This is a genomic window from Bradyrhizobium sp. LA6.1, from assembly GCF_040547805.1.
In the GTDB taxonomy this organism is placed as follows: domain Bacteria; phylum Pseudomonadota; class Alphaproteobacteria; order Rhizobiales; family Xanthobacteraceae; genus Bradyrhizobium; species Bradyrhizobium barranii.
Genome location: NZ_JBEPQK010000002.1, coordinates 381867 through 403466, shown reverse-complemented (window position 1 = coordinate 403466; position 21600 = coordinate 381867). Strand labels below are relative to the sequence as shown.

The 21600-nt window shown below is 64.8% G+C and carries 21 protein-coding genes; 15 read left to right on the top strand and 6 right to left on the bottom strand.

Going from position 1 to position 21600, the window contains the following annotated elements; genetic code table 11:
- Positions 1-14: 14 nt before the first annotated feature.
- On the top strand, positions 15-1046 hold the full coding sequence (locus tag ABIB99_RS05465; RefSeq protein ID WP_354175281.1) for an MBL fold metallo-hydrolase: 1032 nt from the start codon (positions 15-17) through the stop codon (positions 1044-1046).
- A gap of 102 nt (positions 1047-1148) precedes the next feature.
- Positions 1149-1439 (top strand): hypothetical protein, encoded by a 291-nt coding sequence (locus ABIB99_RS05460; protein WP_354175017.1) that lies wholly within the window; start codon positions 1149-1151, stop codon positions 1437-1439.
- A 36-nt stretch (positions 1440-1475) separates the two neighbouring features.
- On the opposite strand, the gene ABIB99_RS05455 is transcribed toward ABIB99_RS05460, so the two are convergent.
- Positions 1476-2063: a TetR/AcrR family transcriptional regulator gene (locus ABIB99_RS05455; protein ID WP_354175016.1), complete on the bottom strand. Its 588-nt coding sequence runs from the start codon at positions 2061-2063 to the stop codon at positions 1476-1478.
- A 561-nt stretch (positions 2064-2624) separates the two neighbouring features.
- Here ABIB99_RS05455 and purB point away from each other — a divergent pair.
- Both purB and ABIB99_RS05445 read left to right on the top strand, forming a co-directional pair.
- Positions 2625-3932 carry an adenylosuccinate lyase gene (gene purB, locus ABIB99_RS05450; RefSeq protein WP_014494164.1) on the top strand — a complete coding sequence of 436 codons (1308 nt, stop codon included), beginning with the start codon at positions 2625-2627 and terminating at the stop codon, positions 3930-3932.
- A gap of 117 nt (positions 3933-4049) precedes the next feature.
- Positions 4050-5222, top strand: coding sequence for a M20 aminoacylase family protein (locus tag ABIB99_RS05445; protein ID WP_354175015.1), 1173 nt, complete (start codon positions 4050-4052; stop codon positions 5220-5222).
- 66 nt (positions 5223-5288) lie between these two features.
- On the opposite strand, the gene ABIB99_RS05440 is transcribed toward ABIB99_RS05445, so the two are convergent.
- A complete protein-coding gene (locus tag ABIB99_RS05440; RefSeq protein WP_354175014.1) occupies positions 5289-7142 on the bottom strand; it encodes an ATP-binding protein in 1854 nt (617 codons plus the stop codon).
- Positions 7143-7343: 201 nt separating this feature from the next.
- On the opposite strand from ABIB99_RS05440, the gene ABIB99_RS05435 reads away from it, so the two are divergent.
- On the top strand, positions 7344-8705 hold the full coding sequence (locus tag ABIB99_RS05435; RefSeq protein ID WP_354175013.1) for an ABC transporter substrate-binding protein: 1362 nt from the start codon (positions 7344-7346) through the stop codon (positions 8703-8705).
- A 69-nt stretch (positions 8706-8774) separates the two neighbouring features.
- On the opposite strand, the gene ABIB99_RS05430 is transcribed toward ABIB99_RS05435, so the two are convergent.
- Together ABIB99_RS05430 and ABIB99_RS05425 are read right to left on the bottom strand one after the other, a co-directional pair.
- The gene (locus tag ABIB99_RS05430; RefSeq protein ID WP_354124515.1) at positions 8775-10100 is read right to left on the bottom strand and encodes an LVIVD repeat-containing protein; all 1326 of its coding nucleotides are present in this window, start codon (positions 10098-10100) and stop codon (positions 8775-8777) included.
- A gap of 71 nt (positions 10101-10171) precedes the next feature.
- On the bottom strand, positions 10172-12079 hold the full coding sequence (locus ABIB99_RS05425; RefSeq protein WP_354175012.1) for an acyl-CoA synthetase: 1908 nt from the start codon (positions 12077-12079) through the stop codon (positions 10172-10174).
- Positions 12080-12326: 247 nt separating this feature from the next.
- On the opposite strand from ABIB99_RS05425, the gene ABIB99_RS05420 reads away from it, so the two are divergent.
- Positions 12327-13424: a SecDF P1 head subdomain-containing protein gene (locus tag ABIB99_RS05420; RefSeq protein WP_354175011.1), complete on the top strand. Its 1098-nt coding sequence runs from the start codon at positions 12327-12329 to the stop codon at positions 13422-13424.
- Between the two features lie 261 nt (positions 13425-13685).
- Complete coding sequence (locus ABIB99_RS05415) at positions 13686-14492, top strand: Crp/Fnr family transcriptional regulator (protein ID WP_071912420.1); 807 nt, start codon at positions 13686-13688, stop codon at positions 14490-14492.
- Between the two features lie 14 nt (positions 14493-14506).
- On the opposite strand, the gene ABIB99_RS05410 is transcribed toward ABIB99_RS05415, so the two are convergent.
- Both ABIB99_RS05410 and ABIB99_RS05405 read right to left on the bottom strand, forming a co-directional pair.
- Positions 14507-15148 carry a glutathione S-transferase family protein gene (locus ABIB99_RS05410; RefSeq protein WP_354175010.1) on the bottom strand — a complete coding sequence of 214 codons (642 nt, stop codon included), beginning with the start codon at positions 15146-15148 and terminating at the stop codon, positions 14507-14509.
- A 148-nt stretch (positions 15149-15296) separates the two neighbouring features.
- Complete coding sequence (locus ABIB99_RS05405) at positions 15297-15848, bottom strand: cytochrome b (RefSeq protein WP_354175009.1); 552 nt, start codon at positions 15846-15848, stop codon at positions 15297-15299.
- Positions 15849-16018: 170 nt separating this feature from the next.
- Between ABIB99_RS05405 and murI the strand changes: the two genes are divergently transcribed.
- From murI to ABIB99_RS05365, 8 genes are all read left to right on the top strand, one after another.
- Positions 16019-16816 (top strand): glutamate racemase, encoded by a 798-nt coding sequence (gene murI, locus ABIB99_RS05400; protein WP_354175008.1) that lies wholly within the window; start codon positions 16019-16021, stop codon positions 16814-16816.
- Positions 16817-16877: 61 nt separating this feature from the next.
- Complete coding sequence (locus ABIB99_RS05395) at positions 16878-17651, top strand: HpcH/HpaI aldolase family protein (RefSeq protein WP_208072069.1); 774 nt, start codon at positions 16878-16880, stop codon at positions 17649-17651.
- A 69-nt stretch (positions 17652-17720) separates the two neighbouring features.
- On the top strand, positions 17721-18104 hold the full coding sequence (locus ABIB99_RS05390) for a cupin domain-containing protein (RefSeq protein ID WP_085404308.1): 384 nt from the start codon (positions 17721-17723) through the stop codon (positions 18102-18104).
- 106 nt (positions 18105-18210) lie between these two features.
- Positions 18211-18978, top strand: a complete 768-nt coding sequence (locus ABIB99_RS05385; RefSeq protein WP_354175007.1) for an acyltransferase — start codon at positions 18211-18213, stop codon at positions 18976-18978.
- Between the two features lie 200 nt (positions 18979-19178).
- Positions 19179-19796, top strand: a complete 618-nt coding sequence (gene rpsD, locus ABIB99_RS05380) for a 30S ribosomal protein S4 (protein ID WP_071912408.1) — start codon at positions 19179-19181, stop codon at positions 19794-19796.
- Positions 19797-19910: 114 nt separating this feature from the next.
- Positions 19911-20138, top strand: coding sequence for a hypothetical protein (locus tag ABIB99_RS05375; RefSeq protein WP_354175006.1), 228 nt, complete (start codon positions 19911-19913; stop codon positions 20136-20138).
- The gene (locus ABIB99_RS05370) at positions 20135-20359 is read left to right on the top strand and encodes a type II toxin-antitoxin system RelE/ParE family toxin (protein WP_354175005.1); all 225 of its coding nucleotides are present in this window, start codon (positions 20135-20137) and stop codon (positions 20357-20359) included. Before ABIB99_RS05375 ends, ABIB99_RS05370 begins: the two co-directional genes overlap by 4 nt.
- A 97-nt stretch (positions 20360-20456) precedes the next feature.
- Complete coding sequence (locus ABIB99_RS05365; RefSeq protein ID WP_354175004.1) at positions 20457-21524, top strand: threonine aldolase family protein; 1068 nt, start codon at positions 20457-20459, stop codon at positions 21522-21524.
- The last annotated feature ends 76 nt before the right edge of the window (positions 21525-21600 follow it).

Below are 21600 nucleotides of genomic sequence, written 5' to 3'. Positions count from 1 at the left end.
CAGGAGACGCTTCCATGAACATCAGGGACAGTCTTCTTGCCGCACTGATCGCCTTCAACGTTTTCGCGACCGGAACCACCGAGAGCGCAGCAGCCGAGGCGAAAGACCAGATCACCATTCTTTATGACGCCTTCGGCACAAATGACGCGATGACAAAGGACTGGGGTTTTTCCGCCCTTGTCGAAGTCGCGGGAAAACGCATCCTGTTCGACACGGGTAACGACCCCGAGATCTTCGCGGCAAACGTGAAGGCCAGGGGCGTCAACCTCTCGGACCTCGACTTTGTCGTTCTTTCGCACCGCCACTCCGATCATATGGCGGGCTTGTCCTACGTCCTGAGCGTCAATCCGACCGTCAAGATCTACGCGCCGAAGGAAGGATTTGGCATCTACGGCTCTTCGCTGCCCTCCGGCTTCTTCCGGAAAGACGAGGCCCTGCCGCCGGAGATGCGGTACTACGGAGGCAAGCCTCCAGCGGTGATGAAGTTCGGCTCGGCATGGGCCAACGCGAACTTCGAACTGATCGATCAAACGACCGAGATTGCTCCTGGGATCACGCTGATTTCGCTGATCTCCGACGCGCCCGGAACAAGAGAACTCAAGGAGCTGTCTCTCGCCGTCAACACCGCAGAAGGCGTAGTCCTTCTGGTCGGTTGTTCGCACCCCGGAATCGAGCGCATTGTCGAAGCGGCGACCGGTATCAATCCCAGGATTCATCTCATCGCCGGCGGATTTCATCTGGTCGTGGCGCCTGACGATGCAATCGCGAAAGTCGTTACCGCTCTGAAGGACAGGTTCAAGGTCGACGCCGTAGCACCAGGACATTGCACCGGTGAGCCGACTTTTGCCGCGCTCAAGAAGGCGTTCGGCGACAGCTATCTCTATGCCGGCCTCGGCACGTCGATTCCGGTTGGAACGAGTGGGAATGCCCGACGCGGGGAAGGTCCGACGCTTGACGACCTTGCGACATATCGGAAACTGGCCGGGCGCGAAGACCCGTTCGGCATCTTGCGGTCGCGCAGCCAGCGGTCGGGATCCGCGCTCTAGCGCGGCAGCGCGCAGTTCGCGCCTTTATCCAGCGCGTGAGGCGAGCGGAATGGAACCGACACCGTCGCGCTTTGGTTAGCAGCAGAGTGAAGGAGTTGCGCCATGAGTAAGGCCATGCACCGAACGGTCGTCGATCCTCCGCTCCTCACCGTGGGCGAGCTCATCGACGAACTCTGCCGCTTGCCGGATACGGCCGTCGTCCACTTCCGCTGCCCCGCACTCGATCAGGAGCTTACATTCTACCGCATTCGGAAGCGGTCGAAGGACGCCGTCGAAATCGCGGTGAACACATATCCGGAGAGCCCGCCGGTAGTCCCATCCGCCAACGGAAGGCAATCGACCCACTCGCCTGCCCTTCGCGAGGAGGCCCTTTTGCACAAGGCGAAAAGCTGAATCGACAGTTACACGCTTTGGCGGGACCGTGTCGGTCTAGGCCGCCTTCAACCCGCGCAGCACCAGCGCCAGGGTCGCATCGACACGGGCGGGCAGATCGGCGTCCTTCCACTCGTCGGCGTGGGCCGGGTGGTGAAAGCGGACGGTGGCATCGAAGACGGCGCGGGCGGTGGCCTTGACGTCGCCCACCTCGAACACGCCCTGCTTCACGCCATCAGTCAGGATCGACGCGATCTGGTCGATCATGGTGTCCTTGTGGCACTTGACGGCGGCGCAAGCCTCGCGCGCCAGCGTCAGATAGGTGTCGAACATCTCGGGATCGTCGAGCACACGCGAGCGCTTGGCGGCGAACAGCGTGCGCAGCCAGCGATCGAGTCGCGCCGGCGCCGGCCCCTGCTCCTCTGCGATCGCCAGCAACGGCGCGTCGATGCGATCCAGCCAGCGTTTGGCGACGGCCTCGCGCAGCGAGGCCTTGCTCGGGAAATGGCGATAGACGCTGCCGTGGCTCACATCGAGCGCACGGGCAACGTCAACCACGGTGGCCTTGGCGAGTCCGTAGCGCCGCAGAACGTCCTCGGTGACTTCGAGGATCCGCTCCGGCGTCAAGATCACGGCTTCATTCATGCCAGCACCATGTTCCCGTTGAGGGCTCAGTTACCCGGCGATGGAGCTGCTTCCGAAGCGCCCGTGCCGGTCGTTTCGGAAAGCTCTCGCCTTAATGAGGCAGTTTTGCAGCCTGCGCCGCGATCTGGCGCGCAACCAGTAAATTGAGCCAATGCCCAATCGTTCCGGTGAAGTTGATGAGTTCGGTCGTCATTGTCTTAAGTCTCCATTCGTCCGCGGTCCCAACCTCCTTATGTCCCGCGATCCGCAACTGTTTCGGACCTCGGGCTCCCCGGGCGGGTCGCCGCGGGACGCCCAATCGGAGCGTCCGAGAACGGATATACACGTCTCGCTGACAGATTTCAATATCTGTCAGTCAATGATCCGTGATTGACAGTTAATTTTTGCGGGCGGCGTCTCCTCGGCCTAGTTCCGGGGGCGGTGGATAGCTCGCCGATCCCCCTCGCCTGGGGTCCAGATCGTTTGTTTCGCCCTGCCCGCTCTGCTAAATCACGGCGTAAAAAGCATTTTGGCCGGTCGCCGCCCCCTTGGGCCGCCCGCCCACCTTCCTGGAGCAGTCTGATGATCCCCCGCTATACCCGCCCGGAAATGGCCTCGATCTGGGAGCCGCAGACCCGGTTCAAGATCTGGTTCGAGATCGAGGCGCACGCGGCGGACGCCCTCGCCGAGCTCGGGACCATCCCCAAGGAGGCCGCCAAGACGGTCTGGGCCAAGGCCAAGGACGCCACTTTCGACGTCGCCCGCATCGATGAGATCGAGCGCGAGACCAAGCACGACGTCATCGCCTTCCTGACCCACCTCGCCGAAATCGTCGGCCCCGAAGCGCGCTTCGTGCACCAGGGCATGACCTCCTCCGACGTGCTCGACACCTGCCTCAACGTCCAGCTCACCCGCGCCGCCGACCTCCTGCTCGCCGATCTCGACAAGGTGCTGGCCGCGCTGAAGAAGCGTGCCTTCGAGCACAAGATGACGCCGACTATCGGCCGCAGCCACGGCATCCACGCCGAGCCTGTGACCTTCGGCCTCAAGCTCGCTTATGCCTATGCCGAATTCTCACGCGCCAAGGAGCGCCTGATCGCGGCGCGCAAGGAAGTTGCGACCTGCGCCATCTCCGGCGCCGTCGGCACCTTCGCGCAGATCGACCCGCGTGTCGAAGAGCACGTCGCCAAGGCGATGGGCCTCGTCCCCGAGCCGATCTCCACGCAGGTCATCCCGCGCGACCGCCACGCGATGTATTTCTCGACGCTTGGCGTGATCGCCTCCTCGGTCGAGCGTATCGCGGTGGAAATCCGCCACATGCAGCGCACCGAGGTGCTGGAGGCCGAAGAGTTCTTCTCGGAAGGCCAGAAGGGCTCGTCCGCGATGCCGCACAAGCGCAACCCGGTGCTGTCGGAAAACCTCACCGGCCTCTCCCGCATGGTGCGCGCCTATGTGACGCCGGCGCTGGAAAACGTCGTGCTCTGGCACGAGCGCGACATCTCGCACTCCTCCGCAGAGCGCATGATGGGCCCGGATGCGACCGTGACGCTCGACTTCGCGCTGGTGCGCCTCGCCGGCCTGATCGACAAGCTGCTGGTGTATCCCGCCAACATGCAGAAGAACCTCGACCGCCTCGGCGGCCTCGTGCATTCGCAGCGCGTGCTGCTGGCGCTGACCCAGAAGGGCGCAAGCCGCGAGGACGCCTACAAGCTCGTGCAGCGCAACGCGATGCCGGTCTGGCGCGGCGAAGGCGACTTCCTCCAGCTCCTGAAGAAGGACACTGAAGTGAAGAAGTATCTCACCGACGCCGAGATCGAGGAGCAGTTCGACCTCGGCTATCACCTCAAGCATGTCGACACGATCTTCAAGCGCGTGTTCGGCGAGAGCTGAGCGCGCGTCCGTAGAAACTGCAGGGTGGTTAGCCGAGGCATAACCCACCATTCCTCGTGACAAGGCGGTGGGTTACGCTACGCTAACCCACCCCACGAACAAGAAACGGATCCCCTCATGCCCATCGTCAACCGCGTTGCCGCCCTGTCCGACGAAATGGCCGCCTGGCGCCATGACTTCCATGAGAACCCGGAGCTGCTCTACGAGGTTCATCGCACCGCCGGCATCGTCGCCGATCGCTTGCGCGAATTCGGCTGCGACGAGGTGGTGACGGGCATCGGCCGGACCGGTGTCGTCGGCGTGATCCGCGGCCGCAAGTCGGCCTCCGGCAAGACCATCGGGCTGCGTGCCGACATGGACGCGCTGCCGATCATGGAGACGTCGGGCGTCGCGTACGCCTCCAAGGTCCCCGGCAAGATGCACGCCTGCGGCCATGACGGCCACACCGCCATGCTGCTCGGTGCCGCCAAATATCTCGCCGAGACGCGCAATTTCGACGGCACCGCGATCATGATCTTCCAGCCTGCGGAAGAAGGCGGCGGCGGCGGCAAGGCGATGGTCGAAGACGGCTTGATGACGCGCTGGAACATCCAGGAGGTCTACGGCATGCACAACATGCCGGGCCTGCCCGAAGGCCATTTCGCAACGACGCCCGGCGCGATGCTCGCCTCGTCCGACAACATCCAGATCATCGTCCACGGCAAGGGCGGCCACGCCGGCGCCGGTCCGCACAAATCCGTCGACAGCGTGCTGATCGGCTCGCAGATCGTCAACGCGCTGCAGTCGATCGTCGCGCGCAACGTCGATCCGCTGAAGTCCGCCGTCATCTCGATCACGCAATTCCACTCCGGCACGGCCTTCAACATCATTCCTGAAGTCGCCGAGCTTGGCGGCACCGTCCGCACGCTCGATCCTGAAGTGCGCGATCTCGTCGAGCGCCGCATCGGCGAGGTCGCCGAGAGCGTCGCCCGCGCCTATGGCGGCTCGGCCGAGACCAAGTACACGCGGATGTATCCGGTGACGATGAACCATGCGCGCGAGGCCGGCCTCGCCGCCGACGTCGCCCGCGACATCGTCGGTGCCGAGCGCGTCAACGACAAGTTCATCCCGATGATGGGCGCCGAGGACTTCTCGTTCATGCTGGAAGCACGTCCCGGCGCGATGATCCTGGTCGGCATGGGCGACGGCAACGAGTGCCACCACCCGGCCTATGTCTTCAACGACAACATCCTCGGCCACGGCGCCTCCTACTGGGCGCGCCTGGTGGAGACGCGGATGCCGGCGGGTTAGCGCCGCTTCGCTGCAATCGTGGCCCCGGCGCCATTCGCGCCAAAGGGCCACGCCACGCGGAGCCCATCATCGAGCCGCAGAGCGTTGGCCCGTTGGCTCATCCGCCTCCAGCGGGCGAGATGCGGTCTCGTCTGAGGCGAGAGGCAGGGTGAACTGGAAGAAGGCGCCCCGCGGCTCGTTTGCGCCGGCCCACATCCGCCCGCCATGTGCCTCGATGATCGAGCGGCAGATGGCGAGACCCATCCCCATGCCTGTGGGCTTGGTGGTGTAGAAGGCTTCGAACAGGCGATCCACGTTCTTCGGATCCAGCCCCGGACCGGAATCCCGCAAGGTGACGTGGACGCCGTCGGATGCATCCCGACCGGTGCTGATCAGCAACTCCCGTCCCCCCTCGCCGACCGCGGCCATCGCCTCGATCGCGTTGACGATCAGGTTGAGCACCACTTGCTGAACTTGAACCCGGTCGGCCTGTATAGGCGGCAAGCCCTCGGCAAATTGCATTCGCACCGAGACGCCGTTCTTGAACGCTTCGCTGCGTGTCAGCGCGATGACCTCAAGCACCGCCGGGTTGATCTCCAGGGTCTCCTTTTGCGGGGGCGCGTTCCTGATGAGCGCCCGGATCCGGCCGATGATGTCGCCGGCTCGCATACCATCACCGGTGATCCAGTCGAGGGTCTGTCGAACCCGCTCCAGGTTTGGCGGTCGCGCCTCCAGCCAATTCAGCCCGGCCTCGGCGTTCGCCACGATCGCGGCGATCGGCTGATTGACTTCATGGGCGATCGAAGCGGTTAGCTGTCCCATCGTGGTGACGCGATTGGCGTGCGCGAGCTCCATCAGCGCTTCACGGTAGCGCCGCTCGTGTTCGCGGCCTTCGGCTTCCGCCCGCTTGAGAGCCGTCAGATCGAGGACGAAGCCGACGCCATGATCCGTACCTTCTCCGAACATGGTCCCACCGATCAGCACCGGAACGCGGCTTCCGTCCTTCCGCACATACTCCTTCTCGAATGGCTGGGCCGTCCCGACCCGCTTCAGTTCCGTCACGGTCTGCAAGTCGCGGTCGCGCCATTCCGGCGGCGTGAGGTCGGTCCGATGCAGGCGCCCTGCGGCGAGATCTTCCCGGTCGTATCCCACGATGCGCAGGAAGGCATCGTTGGCCTCGAGAATGCGCCCCTCGACTTCCCAGATGATGATGCCGATGATGTTGGCATCGAACAGGCGCCTGATCTTGATATCCCGTGCTGCAAGATCACTCTGGAGCTGGATGTTCTCCTCGGTCGCCTCCCGCCGCCGTTTCGCTTCGAGCCGCGCGAGCGCCAGCGCCGCTGCGGCCAGCGCGACGACGAGGACAACGGCGCCGGCGATCAGCCAGGTCCAGCGTTGCTCGAATGCTTCTGCGCGCGCCTCCCGGCCGGCGAGCCGAAAGCGCTCGTGATCCACCATCTGGTCGATTTGCGAGCGGATCTCGTCCATGCTGCGGATCATTGCCAGCGCGGCCAGCCCGGACGTGCCGGCCGTCTTCAGCAGCTCGTCGATCTCGCGCAGCGTGGCTGTAACGGTCAGCGCCAGATGTCCGGCCCGAAGGCCCTGCAACGGATCATCCGCCACCAACATCTGCAGCGCCTGAGCCTCGCGCCGTACGCTTTCGTCAGAGACGCCGTAGGCCTTGAGATAGGCGGGGTCGAGGGTCATGAGATACCCGCGCCTTTCAGTCTCCAGTTCCGCGACGATCGCCCGCAGCCGATCAAGCGTTTCGAGGACCTGGCGGCTATGCTCGATGAAGTGATGAGCTGCTTGCCGCTCCTGCCAATATTGCAGGCCGAGGAAGCTGGTCGCGGCAAACAGGGTCACAAGCACTGCGACCGCAAGGATCAGCGGACGAGCAAACCATCGCAGAGGCAGGGCCCGAACAGGAACGGACATTGGCCGTGGGTCTTCGATGCTCGTGTGACCGCGCGTGTTCTGGTGCCGACGCCAGAGCATGATGGGACAATAGCACGGATAAGGAGGTCGGGAACCCGACATTCATCGGATACGCCAGAGGTCGGGCCGTGATGTCGCAGGACTGCGGCACCGTGCGTGTGCTATGGATGAATGCCCTTGGTTAATTCAAGGAGCATCATCATGGCACAGGGTGAAAACTCATTGAGCCATCCGGCGAGCCGCCGCAGTTTCATCAAGGGACTGGGGGCGGCTGGCGCGGGCCTGACCGCGCTGCCGCGATGGGGCTTTGCCGAGGATTCCGCTGCGGCTAACGCCAACGCCGCGATCGACTGGAAGCAATTTGCGGGACAGACGATCGCACTTTCGGGTGCGATCCATCCGTGGTCGAACGCGATCGCGCCGCTGTTGCCGGAGTTCACCATCCTCACCGGCATCAACGTCACCATCGATTTCCAGCTGGAAACCACCTACCTCGGCGCGCTGCCGATCAGGCTCGCTCGCGGCAGTAGCACGCCCGACGTCTTCATGTTCACGACCTATGGCCAGGGCATCACGAACGGATGGGTGGAGCCACTGAACGGCTATTATTCCATGAAGTCGCTGACCGACCCCGCCTGGTATGACGAGAGCGACCTGCTCAAGACGGCCCGCGCCTTCCCGCTGTGGTCGGACGGCGAACGGTACGCGGTCCCGATTACCTCAGAGGCGACGACCCTGTTCATCAACAGCGATGCGCTGGCAGCCAAGGACCAGCCGGTACCCCAGACTTTCGACGAGCTGCTTGTCACCGCCAAGGCGGTCAAGAGCAACGGGATGTCGGGGATCGCGATGCGGGCCCAGGCGAGCGGCAATTCCTCCCCGCCAGCCATGGGCTTCCTGTTCTCCTACGGTGGGGCCATGGTCGAGCACAACAGGGTCGTTTTCGCGAGCCCGGAGGGGATCGCGGCCGTCGAGATGTACGGACAGTTGCTCGGTCAGGCCGGGCCTGCCGGCGTCGGCAGCTACGAATGGTACCACGTGCTGGACGACTTCCTGCAGGGGCGGACGGCCATGGCGATCGACAGCAGCAACTTCGCGACCGACATTTCCAATCCAGCGAAAAGCCGTGTCGCCAAGCAGGCCGGGTTTGCAACCTTTCCGCATCTCGCCGGTCGCGGCCCCGTCCCCTTCATGTCGCACTGGCAGGCGTGCATCAATTCCAAATCGCGAAACAAGCGCGCGGCTTTCCTGTTCCTGCTCTGGGCGACGAGCAAGGCGACCTCGCTGCAGACTGCTGCAGCAGGGCTGGCGACGACACGCGTGTCGGCCTGGTCGAGCGAGGGCTTCAGGAAGGCGTTCGGTTCGCAGGCCGCCGAGGCGGCGCTGATCAATTTGCAGAATGCCGACGTCGACCGCGCCAAGGCGATTCTTTTCCATCCGCAATCGAGACTGATCCTGGACGCCTTCATGATCGGCGTGAATGAAGTGGTCAACGGGGCGAAATCGGCCAAGGATGCGATGATGGGCGCGGCCGAAAGGGCCAATGCGGCGATCCGCGGGTAACGGCGAGGCGTCGCCCGATCGGAAGAGGTGGCCACGGTGGACAAGTCGCCGACTCCCGCTGCGCGGCAATTACCCCTGATATTGCAGCACGTGCATTCCGGCATTCCAGTCCGACACGAACATCAGCCCGTCAGGCCGGACATAGGAATCGCAGGTCTTGGCTGCGAGCGCGACGTTCGGCCGGGGATCGATCAGCTTCTTCGGTACCGGCGGCACCCAATACGCGATCTCCTTCGGCGCAAACTGATCCCTGACGTCAAACACCCTGACGCCGGCATTGTTGTAGGTCGCGAAAATCGTCTCCTCGCTCTGGAAGGAGCCGGGGCGGTTCTCATGCAGATTATGCGGACCGAAGGTGCCCTTCGCACAGAAGTCGCGATCGCGTGGCGTCGGCAGCGTCGCGATCGGCACCGGATTTTGCGGCGCGCGCACGTCAAGCACGAATGTATGAAACAGGCCCTTGGCGCATTGATCCGCATTGGCTTCATCCGCGACGATGGCGAGCTGACGCTTCGGCAGCGGCAGCGGCGTATGCGTGCCGCCGGCGAAGGGCGGCGACCAGTTGATGTGCGAGAGCAGCTTCGGATTGGCGGGATCGCCGATGTCGTGGATGGTGAAGCCGCCGTCGCGCCAGGCGGCATAGCCGCGATCGCCCGCCGTGATCATGTGATGCAGCGCAAAGCGCTTGCCCTTGGGCGTCGCCGGCTCGCCGGCCGCGCGGTTCATGCCCGGCAGCCACCATTTCGCGACGATCTCCGGCTTGGTGATGGTCTTGAGATCGACCACGCAAAGGATGTGGTCGGTGAAGCCGTCGAAATGCGCCGACACATAGGCATAGCGGCCGCCGGGCCACCACAGCCGGTTGATGCCGAAGCCCGGCATTTCGAGGAACGCGACCTCGCGCATCTCGCCCGGTTTCGAGATGTCGTGGATCGACAGGCCGGAGCGGAATTTCTTGGCCTTGGTGATGCTGTCGGCGAGCGAATTCTCGAAATAGCCGCGCATGCTGTCGTAGGACTGCATCGCGACGATGTTGGCGCCGTTCGCAAGCAGCAGCAGGTCTTCCGCCACCTGCAGATGGTGGGTGCGGGTGTATTGCCCGGCAGTGAAGAAATTGACCGGTTTCAGTGCGCGCGGATCGGACGCGTCCAGGATCGTCACGCCGTCGCTGAACATGTGTCCGACATAGACGTGCTGCCGGTTGAACATCACCTGCACGGTGTCGGGCCGGCCGCCGACGTCGCTGTACGAGATATGCTTGATGCCCTTGCCGATGCCCTCCGGCGGAATGTCCGGCTCTGACGCCCATACCGGCCGTGACAATCCGGACAGCGCAGCGGATCCGAACACGGCCGACAATTGTTGAAGGTGATGGCGGCGAGAGAGTTCAGGCATCGGCTTCCCCCCATTTTTTGAGAGGATGATGCGCGCTCGCGGCGAGGCGCGCAAGCCTCGCGTGCCCTTACCTACGCCTGCACCACCTCGTGCCGCATCACGAACGGATCGAGCAGCGTGTGCACCTCGCCAGCGACGAGTTCGCGCTGGTCTGCCGGCAGGCCCGCGAGCGTCACAGTGGCGATCGAGCCGTGGCTGCCATGCGCGCCGACCTTCACCTTGCAGTCGATGCCGCGCGCGATGATCGGCGACAGCACCTTGGTGAACACCCGCTGCGCGGCGTCCCAGCGCAGCTGCGGCTTGAACACCTTGCCGACGCCCGTGACCGGCATCGGGTCGATCGGAATGACCTGCACTGGAACGGCGGCGCGCTCCGGCGTCCGCTCGCGCACCCACGACTCGAGCTCGCCCGGCTGAATGGTCGCGCCCGGCTTCAGTTGCACGTAACCGACCGGCAGCTCGCCCGCATAGGCGTCGGGCTGGCCAACCACGGCGGCGAAGCCGACGGCGGGATGGCGAAACATGATCTCTTCGATCGGCGCCGGATCGATATTGTGGCCGCCGCGGATCACGAGATCCTTGGCGCGGCCGGTGATCCAGAGGTAGCCGTCGGCATCGAGACGTCCGAGGTCGCCGGAGTTGACCCAGACCTCGTCGACGAACGCGCCCTTGTTGTGCTCGTCGTTGAGATAGCCGCCGAACACGCCGGGCCCGGCCATGATGACGACGCCGATCTCGTCGGCTGCGCAGTCGCGGATCAGGCGACCGTCGGCATCGAGCTGCACGATGCGCACGCGCGCGTAAGGCATGGGAAGACCGACCGAGCCGAGCCGGATCGGCCGGCTGGGATAAGCGAGCGTGTGCACGCTCGAGGTCTCGGTCATGCCGTAGACCTCGACCACCGGCAGCTTCAGCTTCTCCTGGATCGCCGAGCCGACGGCGACGGGAATCGCCGAGCCGCCGCCGGCGGCATATTTCAGGCTGGAGATGTCCGCATTGCCTGGCGGCACCGCAAGCGTCGCCGCCAGCACCGTCGGCACGCTCGACAGCGCCTCGGGCTTGAAGCGCTCCACCAGCCCCCAGATGTTCTTCACCGAATTCGGGTTGCGCCAGCCGCTCGGCGACAGCACGACCAATGAGCCGCCGGCGGACAGCGTCAGCAGCACCTGCGTCAGCGATCCTCCGACATGGAATAGCGGCATGCCGAACAGCATGTTGGCGCCGGGCTTCGACTTCAGCAGCAGATTGAGCGCCCAGGCCTGATAGACCTGATTGGCGTGGGTGTGCCGCACGAGCTTCGGCGTGCCGGTGGTGCCGCCGGTGTGGAAATAGGCGGCGATGTCGCCACCCAGAATCTTGCGCCCGCTGATAAGCCGGTCGGACGGCTGCTGCTTGATCAGGTCGTTGAAGGCGAAGATGCCCTTGTCCGGATCGCCTCCGCCGAACACCTGCACGACCGCCTTGAGATGTTTCAGCTGCGGGCGGATCTGCTCGACCTTCTGCCAGATGTCGGTGCCCGGCATCGGCCCGAGCGCAACCAGGACCTTGGTGTTCGCGGCCTCAAGGATCTCCGCGATCTGGTGCGGCTCGAGCAGCGGATTGACGGGATTGGCGATGCCCGCGGCCTCGGCGCCGAACAGCGTCACGAAGGCATCGGGCACCAGCGGCAGCATGAAGCTGACGACGTCGCCCTTCTCGACGCCGAGCGCGTGAAACATGTTGGCGGCCTGCGTGACGCGCGCGACGAAATCGCGATAGGTGACCACGAGCGGCGTGTCGGCCGGATCGGCGTTTTGCAGGAACTGGATCGCGGCCCCGTCGGGGTTGCGCGCCGCACCGAGCCTGATGGCGTCATAAGTGCTCTCGGCCGCGACGCGATCGGCGTAAGGGACCTGCTCGAAGGCCCGGACCTCTGCGTCCGTCGCGAAGTCCGGATAGTCGTTGCCGATGAACCGATCGAGCGCGTGGATGCCCGCCATGGAATTCCGTCCTCCCTCAGATGCATTTCCCCGCCCCCTGTCTTTTGACATTTTGGTCGGCGAGGCCTCGGCCGATAGCCGGTCGAGCGCCGACAGAATGATGGATGATTGAGCGTTCGTCCATGGCCGAACGGCTACGGTCGTAGCACTCGTATTCAAGGCCATTGAACCTCCCCGCCCGATCGGGGGACCAAGAACATGCATCGGACTCCCCTGCCAGCGTCCTGCCGCAAGACTTGAGGAAATCATGACTACGCCCCCGCGGCACCGCATCACACGGCTGATTGTCGCGCTCGCCGTGACTTCGGCGATCATGACTTCGGCGGTCATCCTGCCTCGCGCGGCACTCGCCGAGGACGGCCAGTTCGACAAGATGCGTGCCAGGATCGCCGCCTTCGTCGCCGACAAGATGGAGAAGCTGGGCGGCTCGCGCATCGTCTACAGGGTCGATACCGACGGCTTGCGCGAGAGCGTCGTCACGGATTTGCGCGACGATGTCTACAAGACCCTGCGCGAGGGCAAGATCGCCTTCTCCGGTCTTGCGATCCGCGACGCCGGCGTGGAGGTGAAGATCGCGGATGCCAAGGGCCGCGAACAGCTCGCACGCAAGCTCGCGTCGGCCGCGGAGGGATTGCCATCGCATGCGCTCAAGGTGACCGATAGCGGCGACGGACTGGTCAGGCTCGCGCCGACCGATGCCGCATCCGCGGCCCGGCTGCGCGATCTCGTCGAAGATTCCATCGCCATGATCGAGCAGCGCCTCAAGGATGCCGGCATCAACCTCGCCAGCGTCCTGCCGGATGGCACGGATCGCATCCGCATTTTCATCCCGGGCATGATGGAGCCCGCCCGCGTGACCGCGGTCTTCGCCAGGAAGGTCAAGGTCAGCTTCCGCCTGATCGACCTCTCGATGCCGGCGGAGCAGGCGCAATCCGGCACGCCGCCCACGGGCACCGAAGTCCTGCCCGGCTTCAAGGACGAGCGCCATTACCTGGTCGCCAGGGACAGCGCGCTCGACGGCGACGACATCAGCTATGCCGGCCCGGGATTTGCCAGCGGCACGAAAGACCCGATCGCCTCGTTCCGCTTCAACGGCCGCGGCACGCGGCGCTTTGCCCACGTCACCGAAGAGAACATCGGAAGGCCCTTCGCCATCGTGCTCGACGGCAAGGTGATCTCCGCCCCCGTGATCCGCGAGCCCATCACCGGCGGCTCCGGCCAGATCTCCGGCAATTTCACCCTGGAGGAAGCCAATAGCGTCGCGATGCTGCTGCGCGCCGGTTCGCTGCCGGGGCACCTCGACCTCGTCGAGCAGCAGGTCGTGCAGCCCGCCGCCAAGCCGTAAGGGCTGGTCGCCCTGCGCCCCCTCCCCGCCGGGGCGCCACGGTCGACGACGCCGAAGCCCGCGCCCCGGGGGCCCCGAATCACGGGCGCGCGACGGCCATGCGCACAACCAACGGGCAATTGCCGAAACGCCCGATCAGGCTAAAATTTGCCTCTTGCGGCATGGCGGCCGAAGGCTTCATTTCAAGCGGTCGTCATTCGATTTCGGCTATACGTGTCGAGCATACCGACCAGGACTGAAGGCCTTACGCGGGGTTAGTACATGCCGTCCGGCAGCGCAGACATTTCCTCGATCCTCGACCGCATTCTGGATGCGGCGACGGACAACCTCAGGATCGCAAAGATCCTGGTCCAGATGGGCCTCGATCCCAACAACGTCACCTACGACGCGATCTTCAACCGGTTGCTGGAGATCTTTGTCCAAAACATCACGCTGGCCAATCTGTTCGCCGCGGTCGGTGCCGGCTTCTTCGTCGCCACCCTCCTGATGCGGACGATGGTGCCGCTGCGCGTCGCCAACATGGTCGGCTGTGCGTTCTTCGCCGTCTTCGGCGCGCTCTCGGCCAACGTCTCGACCTTCCTCCTCTATCTGCTGCTGCTTCCGATCAACGCCCTGCGCCTGCGGCAGATGCTCAAGCTCGTCAAGAAGGCGCGCCATGCGGCCGAAGGCGACATGTCGATCGAGTGGCTCAAGCCGTTCATGACCGAGCGCAGATATCGCAGTGGCGATACGCTCTTCAAACTGGGCGATCCCGCCAAGGAGATGCTCCTCACGGTCACCGGCAAGTTCCTGGTCAAGGAGATCAATGTGGAGATCGGGCCCGGAGCTCTCATGGGAGAGCTCGGCTTCCTCACGCCGGACAACCGGCGCACCGGGACGATCGAATGCGTCGAGGACGGACAGGTGCTGACGATCACCTATGACCGCTTGCTCGAGATCTATTTTCAGGACCCGCAGTTCGGCTATTACTTCCTGGTGCTGACCAGCCAGCGCCTGCTGCAAAACATCGATCGCTTGCAGAAGCAGCTGGCGAGCGAGCGGTCAACGACCACGAACCGGATCGCGTGAACCGGCGCCGCGGCTCAGCTCAGCAGCTGCGCCATTCCCGGATCGCCCTTCTCCATCGCGCGCCGGTAGGCCGGGCGGGCACCGACGCGGCCGAGATATTTGATCACACTCGGGCAGCGCGACAGGTCATAGGGCTGGAAGTAGCGCATCGTGGTGAGCGAGAAGCCCATCATGATGTCGGCGGTGGTGAAGGTGTCGCCCGCCAGATATTCGGCGTCGCGGACGCGCGCATCGACCAGGTCGAAGGCACGGTCGGTACGCCCTCTGCTCGCGGCCAGCATCGGATTGTCCTCGGCGAGCTTGAGCCGGTTCAGGATCATCAGCCGGCCCATGCCGGCCTGCAGCGTGCCGTTGGCGAAGTGAAACCAGTACAGGAACTGGGCGAAATCGGGATGATCAGGGCGGAGCGCAAGGCGCCCATCGCCGTATTTGGCCATGACGTAATCGACGATGGCGCCGGACTCGGCGAGCACGAGGTCGCCGTCGGTGATCACGGGCGCACTCCCGATCGGATGCAGCGCCTTGTAGTCGGGCGGCGCCAGCATGGTGACGGAATCGCGCGCGTAGCGCTTCAGCTCGTAGGGAATTCCCAGTTCCTCGCAGAGCCAGACGATGCGCTCGGATTGCGACTTGCCGAGATGATGGACGGTGAGCATGGCGTCTCCTGCGACCGTGAGTTGGACCTGCCGTGATGTCCGCATCTTAACCCGTCATTGCGAGCGCAGCGAAGCAATCCAGACTGCCACCGCGGAAAGACTCTGGATTGCTTCGCTGCGCTCGCAATGACGACGTGGAGGGACCGCCCTACCCCGCCTCGTCCGTCACCATCCGCGCCACGACGCGGTCGCGGCGGATGAAGTGGTGCCAGAGCGCAGCGACCACGTGAATCGCGATCAGCGCCAGCAGCACATAGGCAAAGAGGATGTGGCGGTCCTCATAGGCGCCCGCCGCCGCACGGTCGGGAGAGGTGAATTGCGGCACGTGAAACAGGCCGACGAAGTCGGAATAATCAGGCGTACGCGCGCCGGAATGCGCCCAGCCCAGCATCGCGACCAGGATGACCACGAGATAGAGTGCGCCGTGGCTGACATGGGCCGCGATCTTCTGCCAGCGCGAGGTTTCAGGCGGCATCGCGGGCGTCGGGTTGACGGCGCGCCAGACCAGGCGCAGCACGGTCAGCAGCAGGATCACATAGCCGATATCGGCGTGGATCGAGCGGTAAAAGAAGCGGTCGGGACGCGCCGGGATGTGGTTCATCCACCAGCCGAAGCCGATCATGGCGAGGATGGCCAGCGCCAAAATCCAGTGCAGCCACCGGGAAACGCTGCCCCAGCCGTTACTGGTATTTCTGATCATGTCGGCTCTCCGGAGTTTTGCGGATATGTCCCCGTCCGCAGCGCAGCTGCTGATAGCGGGAACTTGCGGCAACCGTGAAATTGAATCGTTCCAAATTGGTCCCAAGCGGGCCCCGCCGCAAAACCGCCCCAAAAACCGAATGGTAACCATGGTGCCCTTAAGGTAGCGACGTGACCTATTCCCCGACGATCCTGGTGTTCGATTCCGGCCTTGGCGGACTCACGGTGCTCCGCGAGGTCGTGGCTGCGCGCCCGGACGCGCATTTCGTCTATGTCGCCGACGATGCCTTCTTCCCCTATGGCCACCACAGCGAGGACGAGATCATCGCCCGCGTCGTGCCGCTGATGGGCGAACTGATTGGCACCCACGATCCTGACCTCATCGTCATCGCCTGCAACACGGCGTCCACCCTGGTCCTATCTCACTTGCGCGCCGCTTATTCCCTGCCCTTCGTCGGCACCGTGCCGGCGATCAAGCCCGCCTGCGCGCAGTCGAAGACCCGCCGCGTCTCGGTGCTCGGCACCAAGGGCACGGTGAAGCGCGAATACACCAAGGCGCTGATCCGCGATTTCGCGCTGGGTTGCGAGGTGACATTGGTCGGCTCGCCCGAGCTCGCCTCGCTGGCAGAAGCCGCGCTCAGCGGCCATCCGATCAGCGACGGCGACATCCTCGCCGAACTCGCCCCCTGCTTCGTCGGTGATCCCGCGGACGCGACATCGCGCACGGACACCGTGGTGCTAGCCTGCACGCACTATCCGCTGCTGCTCGACCGGATGAAGACGCTCGCGCCCTGGCCGGTCGAATGGATCGACCCCGCGCCCGCCATCGCCCGCCGCGTCTCCGACCTGCTCGGCACGCAAATCGGCGGCATCGCGCAGTCCGGCGCCGAGATGATCTTCACCTCGAACCGCGTGCATGGTCTTTCGGCCACGCTGACGCCGTTCTTCGGCGGCCGCGCGCTGGCCTGACCTTGCGCCTCGACGGCGCGCTGCTAGGCTTCGCCGTCGCCATCTTCGCAGGTTCATCCCCATGCCGGTCCCCGCAACGCCGCTCAATCGCCTCCGCCAATTGTGGAGCGAGGGGCGCCCCGCCTTCGGCGCGATCGCGACGATCCCGAGCGTGCAGACCGTGCAGATCATGGCGCGCTCGCTCGACTGGATCATCGTCGATCTCGAGCATGGCCCGATTGGCTTGACCGAAGCGCATGCGATGATCGCCGCGACCACAGGCACGCCGTGCACGCCCCTGGTGCGGATCGCGGCGAACGAGCCGTGGCTTGCGAAAGCGCCGATGGACATCGGCGCCTTCGGCATCAATTTCCCGATGATCACCAATCGCGCTGAAGCCGAGAAGGCGGTGCGCAGCGTGCGCTATCCGCCGCGCGGCGATCGTCTCTGGGGTCCGTTCCACGCGCCGTTCCGCTGGGGCCAGTCGATGCCGGACTACATGGCCAGCGCCGACGACGAGATGATCTGCATGATCACCATCGAGCATGTCGAGGCCGTCAATCGCATCGACGAGATCATGGCGACGCCGGGCATCGACGTGGCGGTGATCGGCCCCGGCGATCTCGCGACGTCCATCAACAAGCGTGGCCAGATGGACGATCCGGAATTGCTGGAGCTGGTCGCCCGCGCCGAGGCCGGCATCCTCAAGAGCGGCGTGCCGATCGGCGGCGTGGCCCGCACCGCAGACCAGGCCAACGCCCTGGTCGACCGCGGCTACCGCGCGATCGCGCTGGGTTTCGACTGGTCGCTGTTCCAGCGCGGCATCATGGCGGCGTTCGAGGGGATCAAGCGCTGAACGAGCCGATCGCGGCCTTGCCGGGAACTGCGGCGCTGCTAGGGTCGGCGGTTCCAGGGAGGAAGAACCATGCTCAAAAAGACTTTGCTCGCTCTCGCCTTCACCAGCCTCGCCGTTGCGGCCTTCGCCCAGCAGACCGGCATCAAGCGGACCCCGCTGCAGAAGGTCGAATTTCCCGACGGTTACAACACCGTCACCGCCATCGCAGAGGTCCCGGCGGGCGGCGCGGCCGGACGCCATACCCATCCTGGGGTCGAGACCGGCTACGTGCTCGAAGGCGAGCTGAATCTCCTGATCGACGGCCAGCCGGAGAAAACCCTGAAAGCCGGGGATTCCTACCAGATCCCGGCAGGCGTCGTGCACGACGCCAAGGCTCATGGCGACAAGGCCATGAAAGTACTCGGGGTTTACATCGTCGACAAAACCAAGCCGCTGGCCTCGCCGGCGCCCTGATGCGGCGAACCGACCGGCGTCAGGCGGGTTGGTTCGTGCTAGAGCACGCGGCGAGCGGGCCACCCGCTCGCTGCACATATTTTAGTCCGCAGGAACCGAAAGACCCATGCGCGGGACGTCAAAGACCATTTCGCTGCCGCGCCGCCTGATTTGCGACCTCATGCGGGCGTCGATGGACGTGCCGTTCGTCTCGCTCTCCCGCCCCCTCAATATCCGCCCCCTGCTGGAGGCGCGTGCCGGAGCGATGGCGCCCTCCGGCTGGGCCGCAATGTTCGTCAAGGCCTTTGCCCTGGTCGCCAGGGACGAGCCGGTCCTGCGCACTGTCTACGCCAAATGGCCTTGGCCGATGCTCTACGAGCTGCCCAATAGCGTGGCGTCGGTGGCGATCGCCCGGGTCCAAGACGGCGAGGAATGCGTGATGCCGCAGCGAATCGCGGCTCCCGAAGCCATGGCGCTGGCCGCGGTGGACGCCGAAATCCGGCGTGCCAAGACGGCCCCGATCGACGATATCCCGATGTTCCGCAAGATCATGCGGGCCACCCGCCTGCCGCTGCCGCTGCGGCGGCTGTGCTGGGCGGTCGGGCTGAATTTCGGCCGACAGCGCGGCAATTGGTTCGGCAGTTTTGCCGTGAGCTCAGTGGCCGCCTATGGCGGTGGCGAGCTCCATCCCATCACGCCGGGCCCGTTCATCGTCAGCTATGGGGTGGTCGAGGGCGACCAGACCATCCATGTCGTGATCCGCTGGGACCACCGGGTGACCGACGCCGCCCCCATTGCCCGGGTCCTGACCCGGCTGGAACAGGTCCTGAACACTGAAATCGCTGCCGAATTGCGCGCGGCCGGGCCGAAGCCGATCCGGGCGGTCCGGACATGATTTCGGGGCTATTCGCATTGACAGAACGGCCCAAACTCACCTAAAAGCCGCCTGCTCGCGGGCCGATTTCGGCCCGCGAAGCGTTTCGCGACCCGTGGTCCTCCTCCCTTAAGCTTTGGGGATCGGACCTGTCAGTGCCGGGCCCAGCCCGTCACACAGGAGGGCGCGTTTCCTCAAACCATGTACCTGAAGAGGACGCGATGACTAAGCGCAGTGAGGCGAAGTACAAACTCGATCGCCGTATGGGCCAGAACATCTGGGGCCGCCCGAAGAGCCCCGTCAACCGCCGCGAGTACGGCCCCGGCCAGCACGGCCAGCGCCGCAAGGGCAAGCTCTCCGACTTCGGCGTGCAGCTGCGCGCCAAGCAGAAGCTGAAGGGCTACTACGCCAACATTTCCGAGCGTCAGTTCCACGGCATCTATGTCGAGGCGAGCCGCCTCAAGGGTGACACCGGCGAGAACCTGATCGGTCTCCTGGAGCGTCGTCTCGACGCGGTCGTGTACCGCGCCAAGTTCGTCTCCACGATCTTCGCCGCGCGCCAGTTCATCAACCACGGCCACGTCAAGGTGAACGGCCGCAAGGTGAACATCTCGAGCTACCAGCTCAAGATCGGCGACGTGATCGAGGTCAAGGAAGCCTCCAAGCAGCTCGCCCACGTGCTCGAAGCCAGCCAGCTCCCCGAGCGCGACACCCCCGACTATCTCGAAGTCGACCACGGCAAGATGACCGCCAAGTATGTGCGCATCCCCGGCCTCTCCGACGTGCCGTTCCCGGTGCAGATGGAGCCGCATCTGGTCGTCGAATTCTATTCGCGCTAACAGTTCGGCAGAACGACATTCAAAGGCCCCGGTTCACCGGGGCCTTTTTGTTTGAGCCGGCGATTCCCATGTCTCAGGCCATCTGTGCTATGATTGCACATCGCGGAGTTGAGCATGACTCATCTTCTGGAAGAGGCCTTCAGCAAAGTTTCCGGCCTGCCCGAATCAGAGCAGGACGAACTGGCGCGGACCCTGCTTGAGCTTGCCGGGGTCGATCAGCCACCAATCCAGCTGACGGCGGCGGAAGAGGCAGATCTCGCCGAGGCCGAAGCCGAAATCGCCCGCGGCGAGCTGGCCAGCGCCGACGAAGTCCGCGCGATGTGGGCTAAGCACGGCCTGTGAAGGTCCGCTATACGAAGCGGGCGCTCGCCCAAATCGACCAAATTCTGACCTACATCGAGGCGCACTCGCCCCAAGGCACAGGCCACGTGCGCGGCCGCATTGTCGCTCTCATAGCATTGCTAGAGACCTACCCCCACGCAGGTCGAACGACTACGCGTGCATACGTCCGTCGCTTGCCGGTCAACCCTTATCCCTATCTGATCGATTATCGTGTGACCTAGACAGAAATCGTTATTATGCGGTTTCGTCACGCCGCCCGGCGTCCACCCAGAGCTCGCTGACCGCGAGCGAGTGCCATTCCCCTCAGGGAGCAAGTTGATGCTCTATACCCCTCCCCCGATCGATCCCAAGGCGCCGCCGGTGCGCATCAATCTGCTTTCGGACACGCAGACCAAGCCGACGGCTGCGATGCGCGAGGCGATGGCGCGGGCGGAGGTCGGCGACGAGCAGGTCGGCGACGATCCGACCGTGAACGCACTGTGCGAGCGCGTCGCCGCGCTGCTCGGCAAGGAAGCCGCGGTCTACATGCCCTCAGGCACGATGTGCAACGTCACCGCGACGCTGGTGCATTGCCGTCCCGGCGACGAGATCCTCGCCCACGAGAGCGCGCACATCATCGCCCGCGAGGGCGGCGCGCATGCCGCGATCGGCGGCTTCCAGGTGACCCAGCTCAAGGGACCCGACGGCCAGTTCACGCCGGAGACCTTTCGCAAGGCACTGCATCCGCGGACGCGCTACCAGCCGCCGCAGACCGTCGTCAGCGTCGAGCAGACCGCCAATATCGGCGGCGGCACGATCTGGAAGAAGGCAGCGCTCGACGGGATCGTCGCGATCGCCAAGCAGCACGGCCTCGTCACCCACATGGACGGTGCGCGTCTGCTCAACGCCACCGTCGCAAGCGGCATCTCCCCGCGCGACATGACGGCGGGGTGGGATTCGGCGTGGATCGATTTCTCCAAAGGCCTGGGCGCGCCGATCGGCGGCGTGCTGGCGGGCTCGCGCGCCTTCATCGACGCGGTCTGGCAGTGGAAGCAGCGCCTCGGCGGCTCGATGCGGCAGGCCGGCGTCTGCGCGGCCGCCTGCATCTACGCACTCGACCATCACGTCGATCGCCTCGCCGACGACCACGCCAATGCGCGCGCGCTCGCCCGCGGGCTGTCGCAGATCGCAGGCGTCGAGGTGCAGGAGCCCGAGACCAATCTCGTGTTCTTCAAGCCTGATGGCGCCGGAATTGCCGGCGACAAGTTGGTCGCCGCACTACGCCAGCGCGGCGTGACGCTCGCGATGATGGACGGCCGTATCCGCGCCTGCACCCATCTCGACGTCAATGCAGCCCAGGTCGAGGAAACGATCGGGTACGTCAGAGAGATCGTGCGCGGGGCGTAAGTCCGTAGCCCGGATGGAGCGCAGCAAAATCCGGGGTCCTCGCCTCGCGGAAAGATTTTCCCGGATTGCGCGGAGC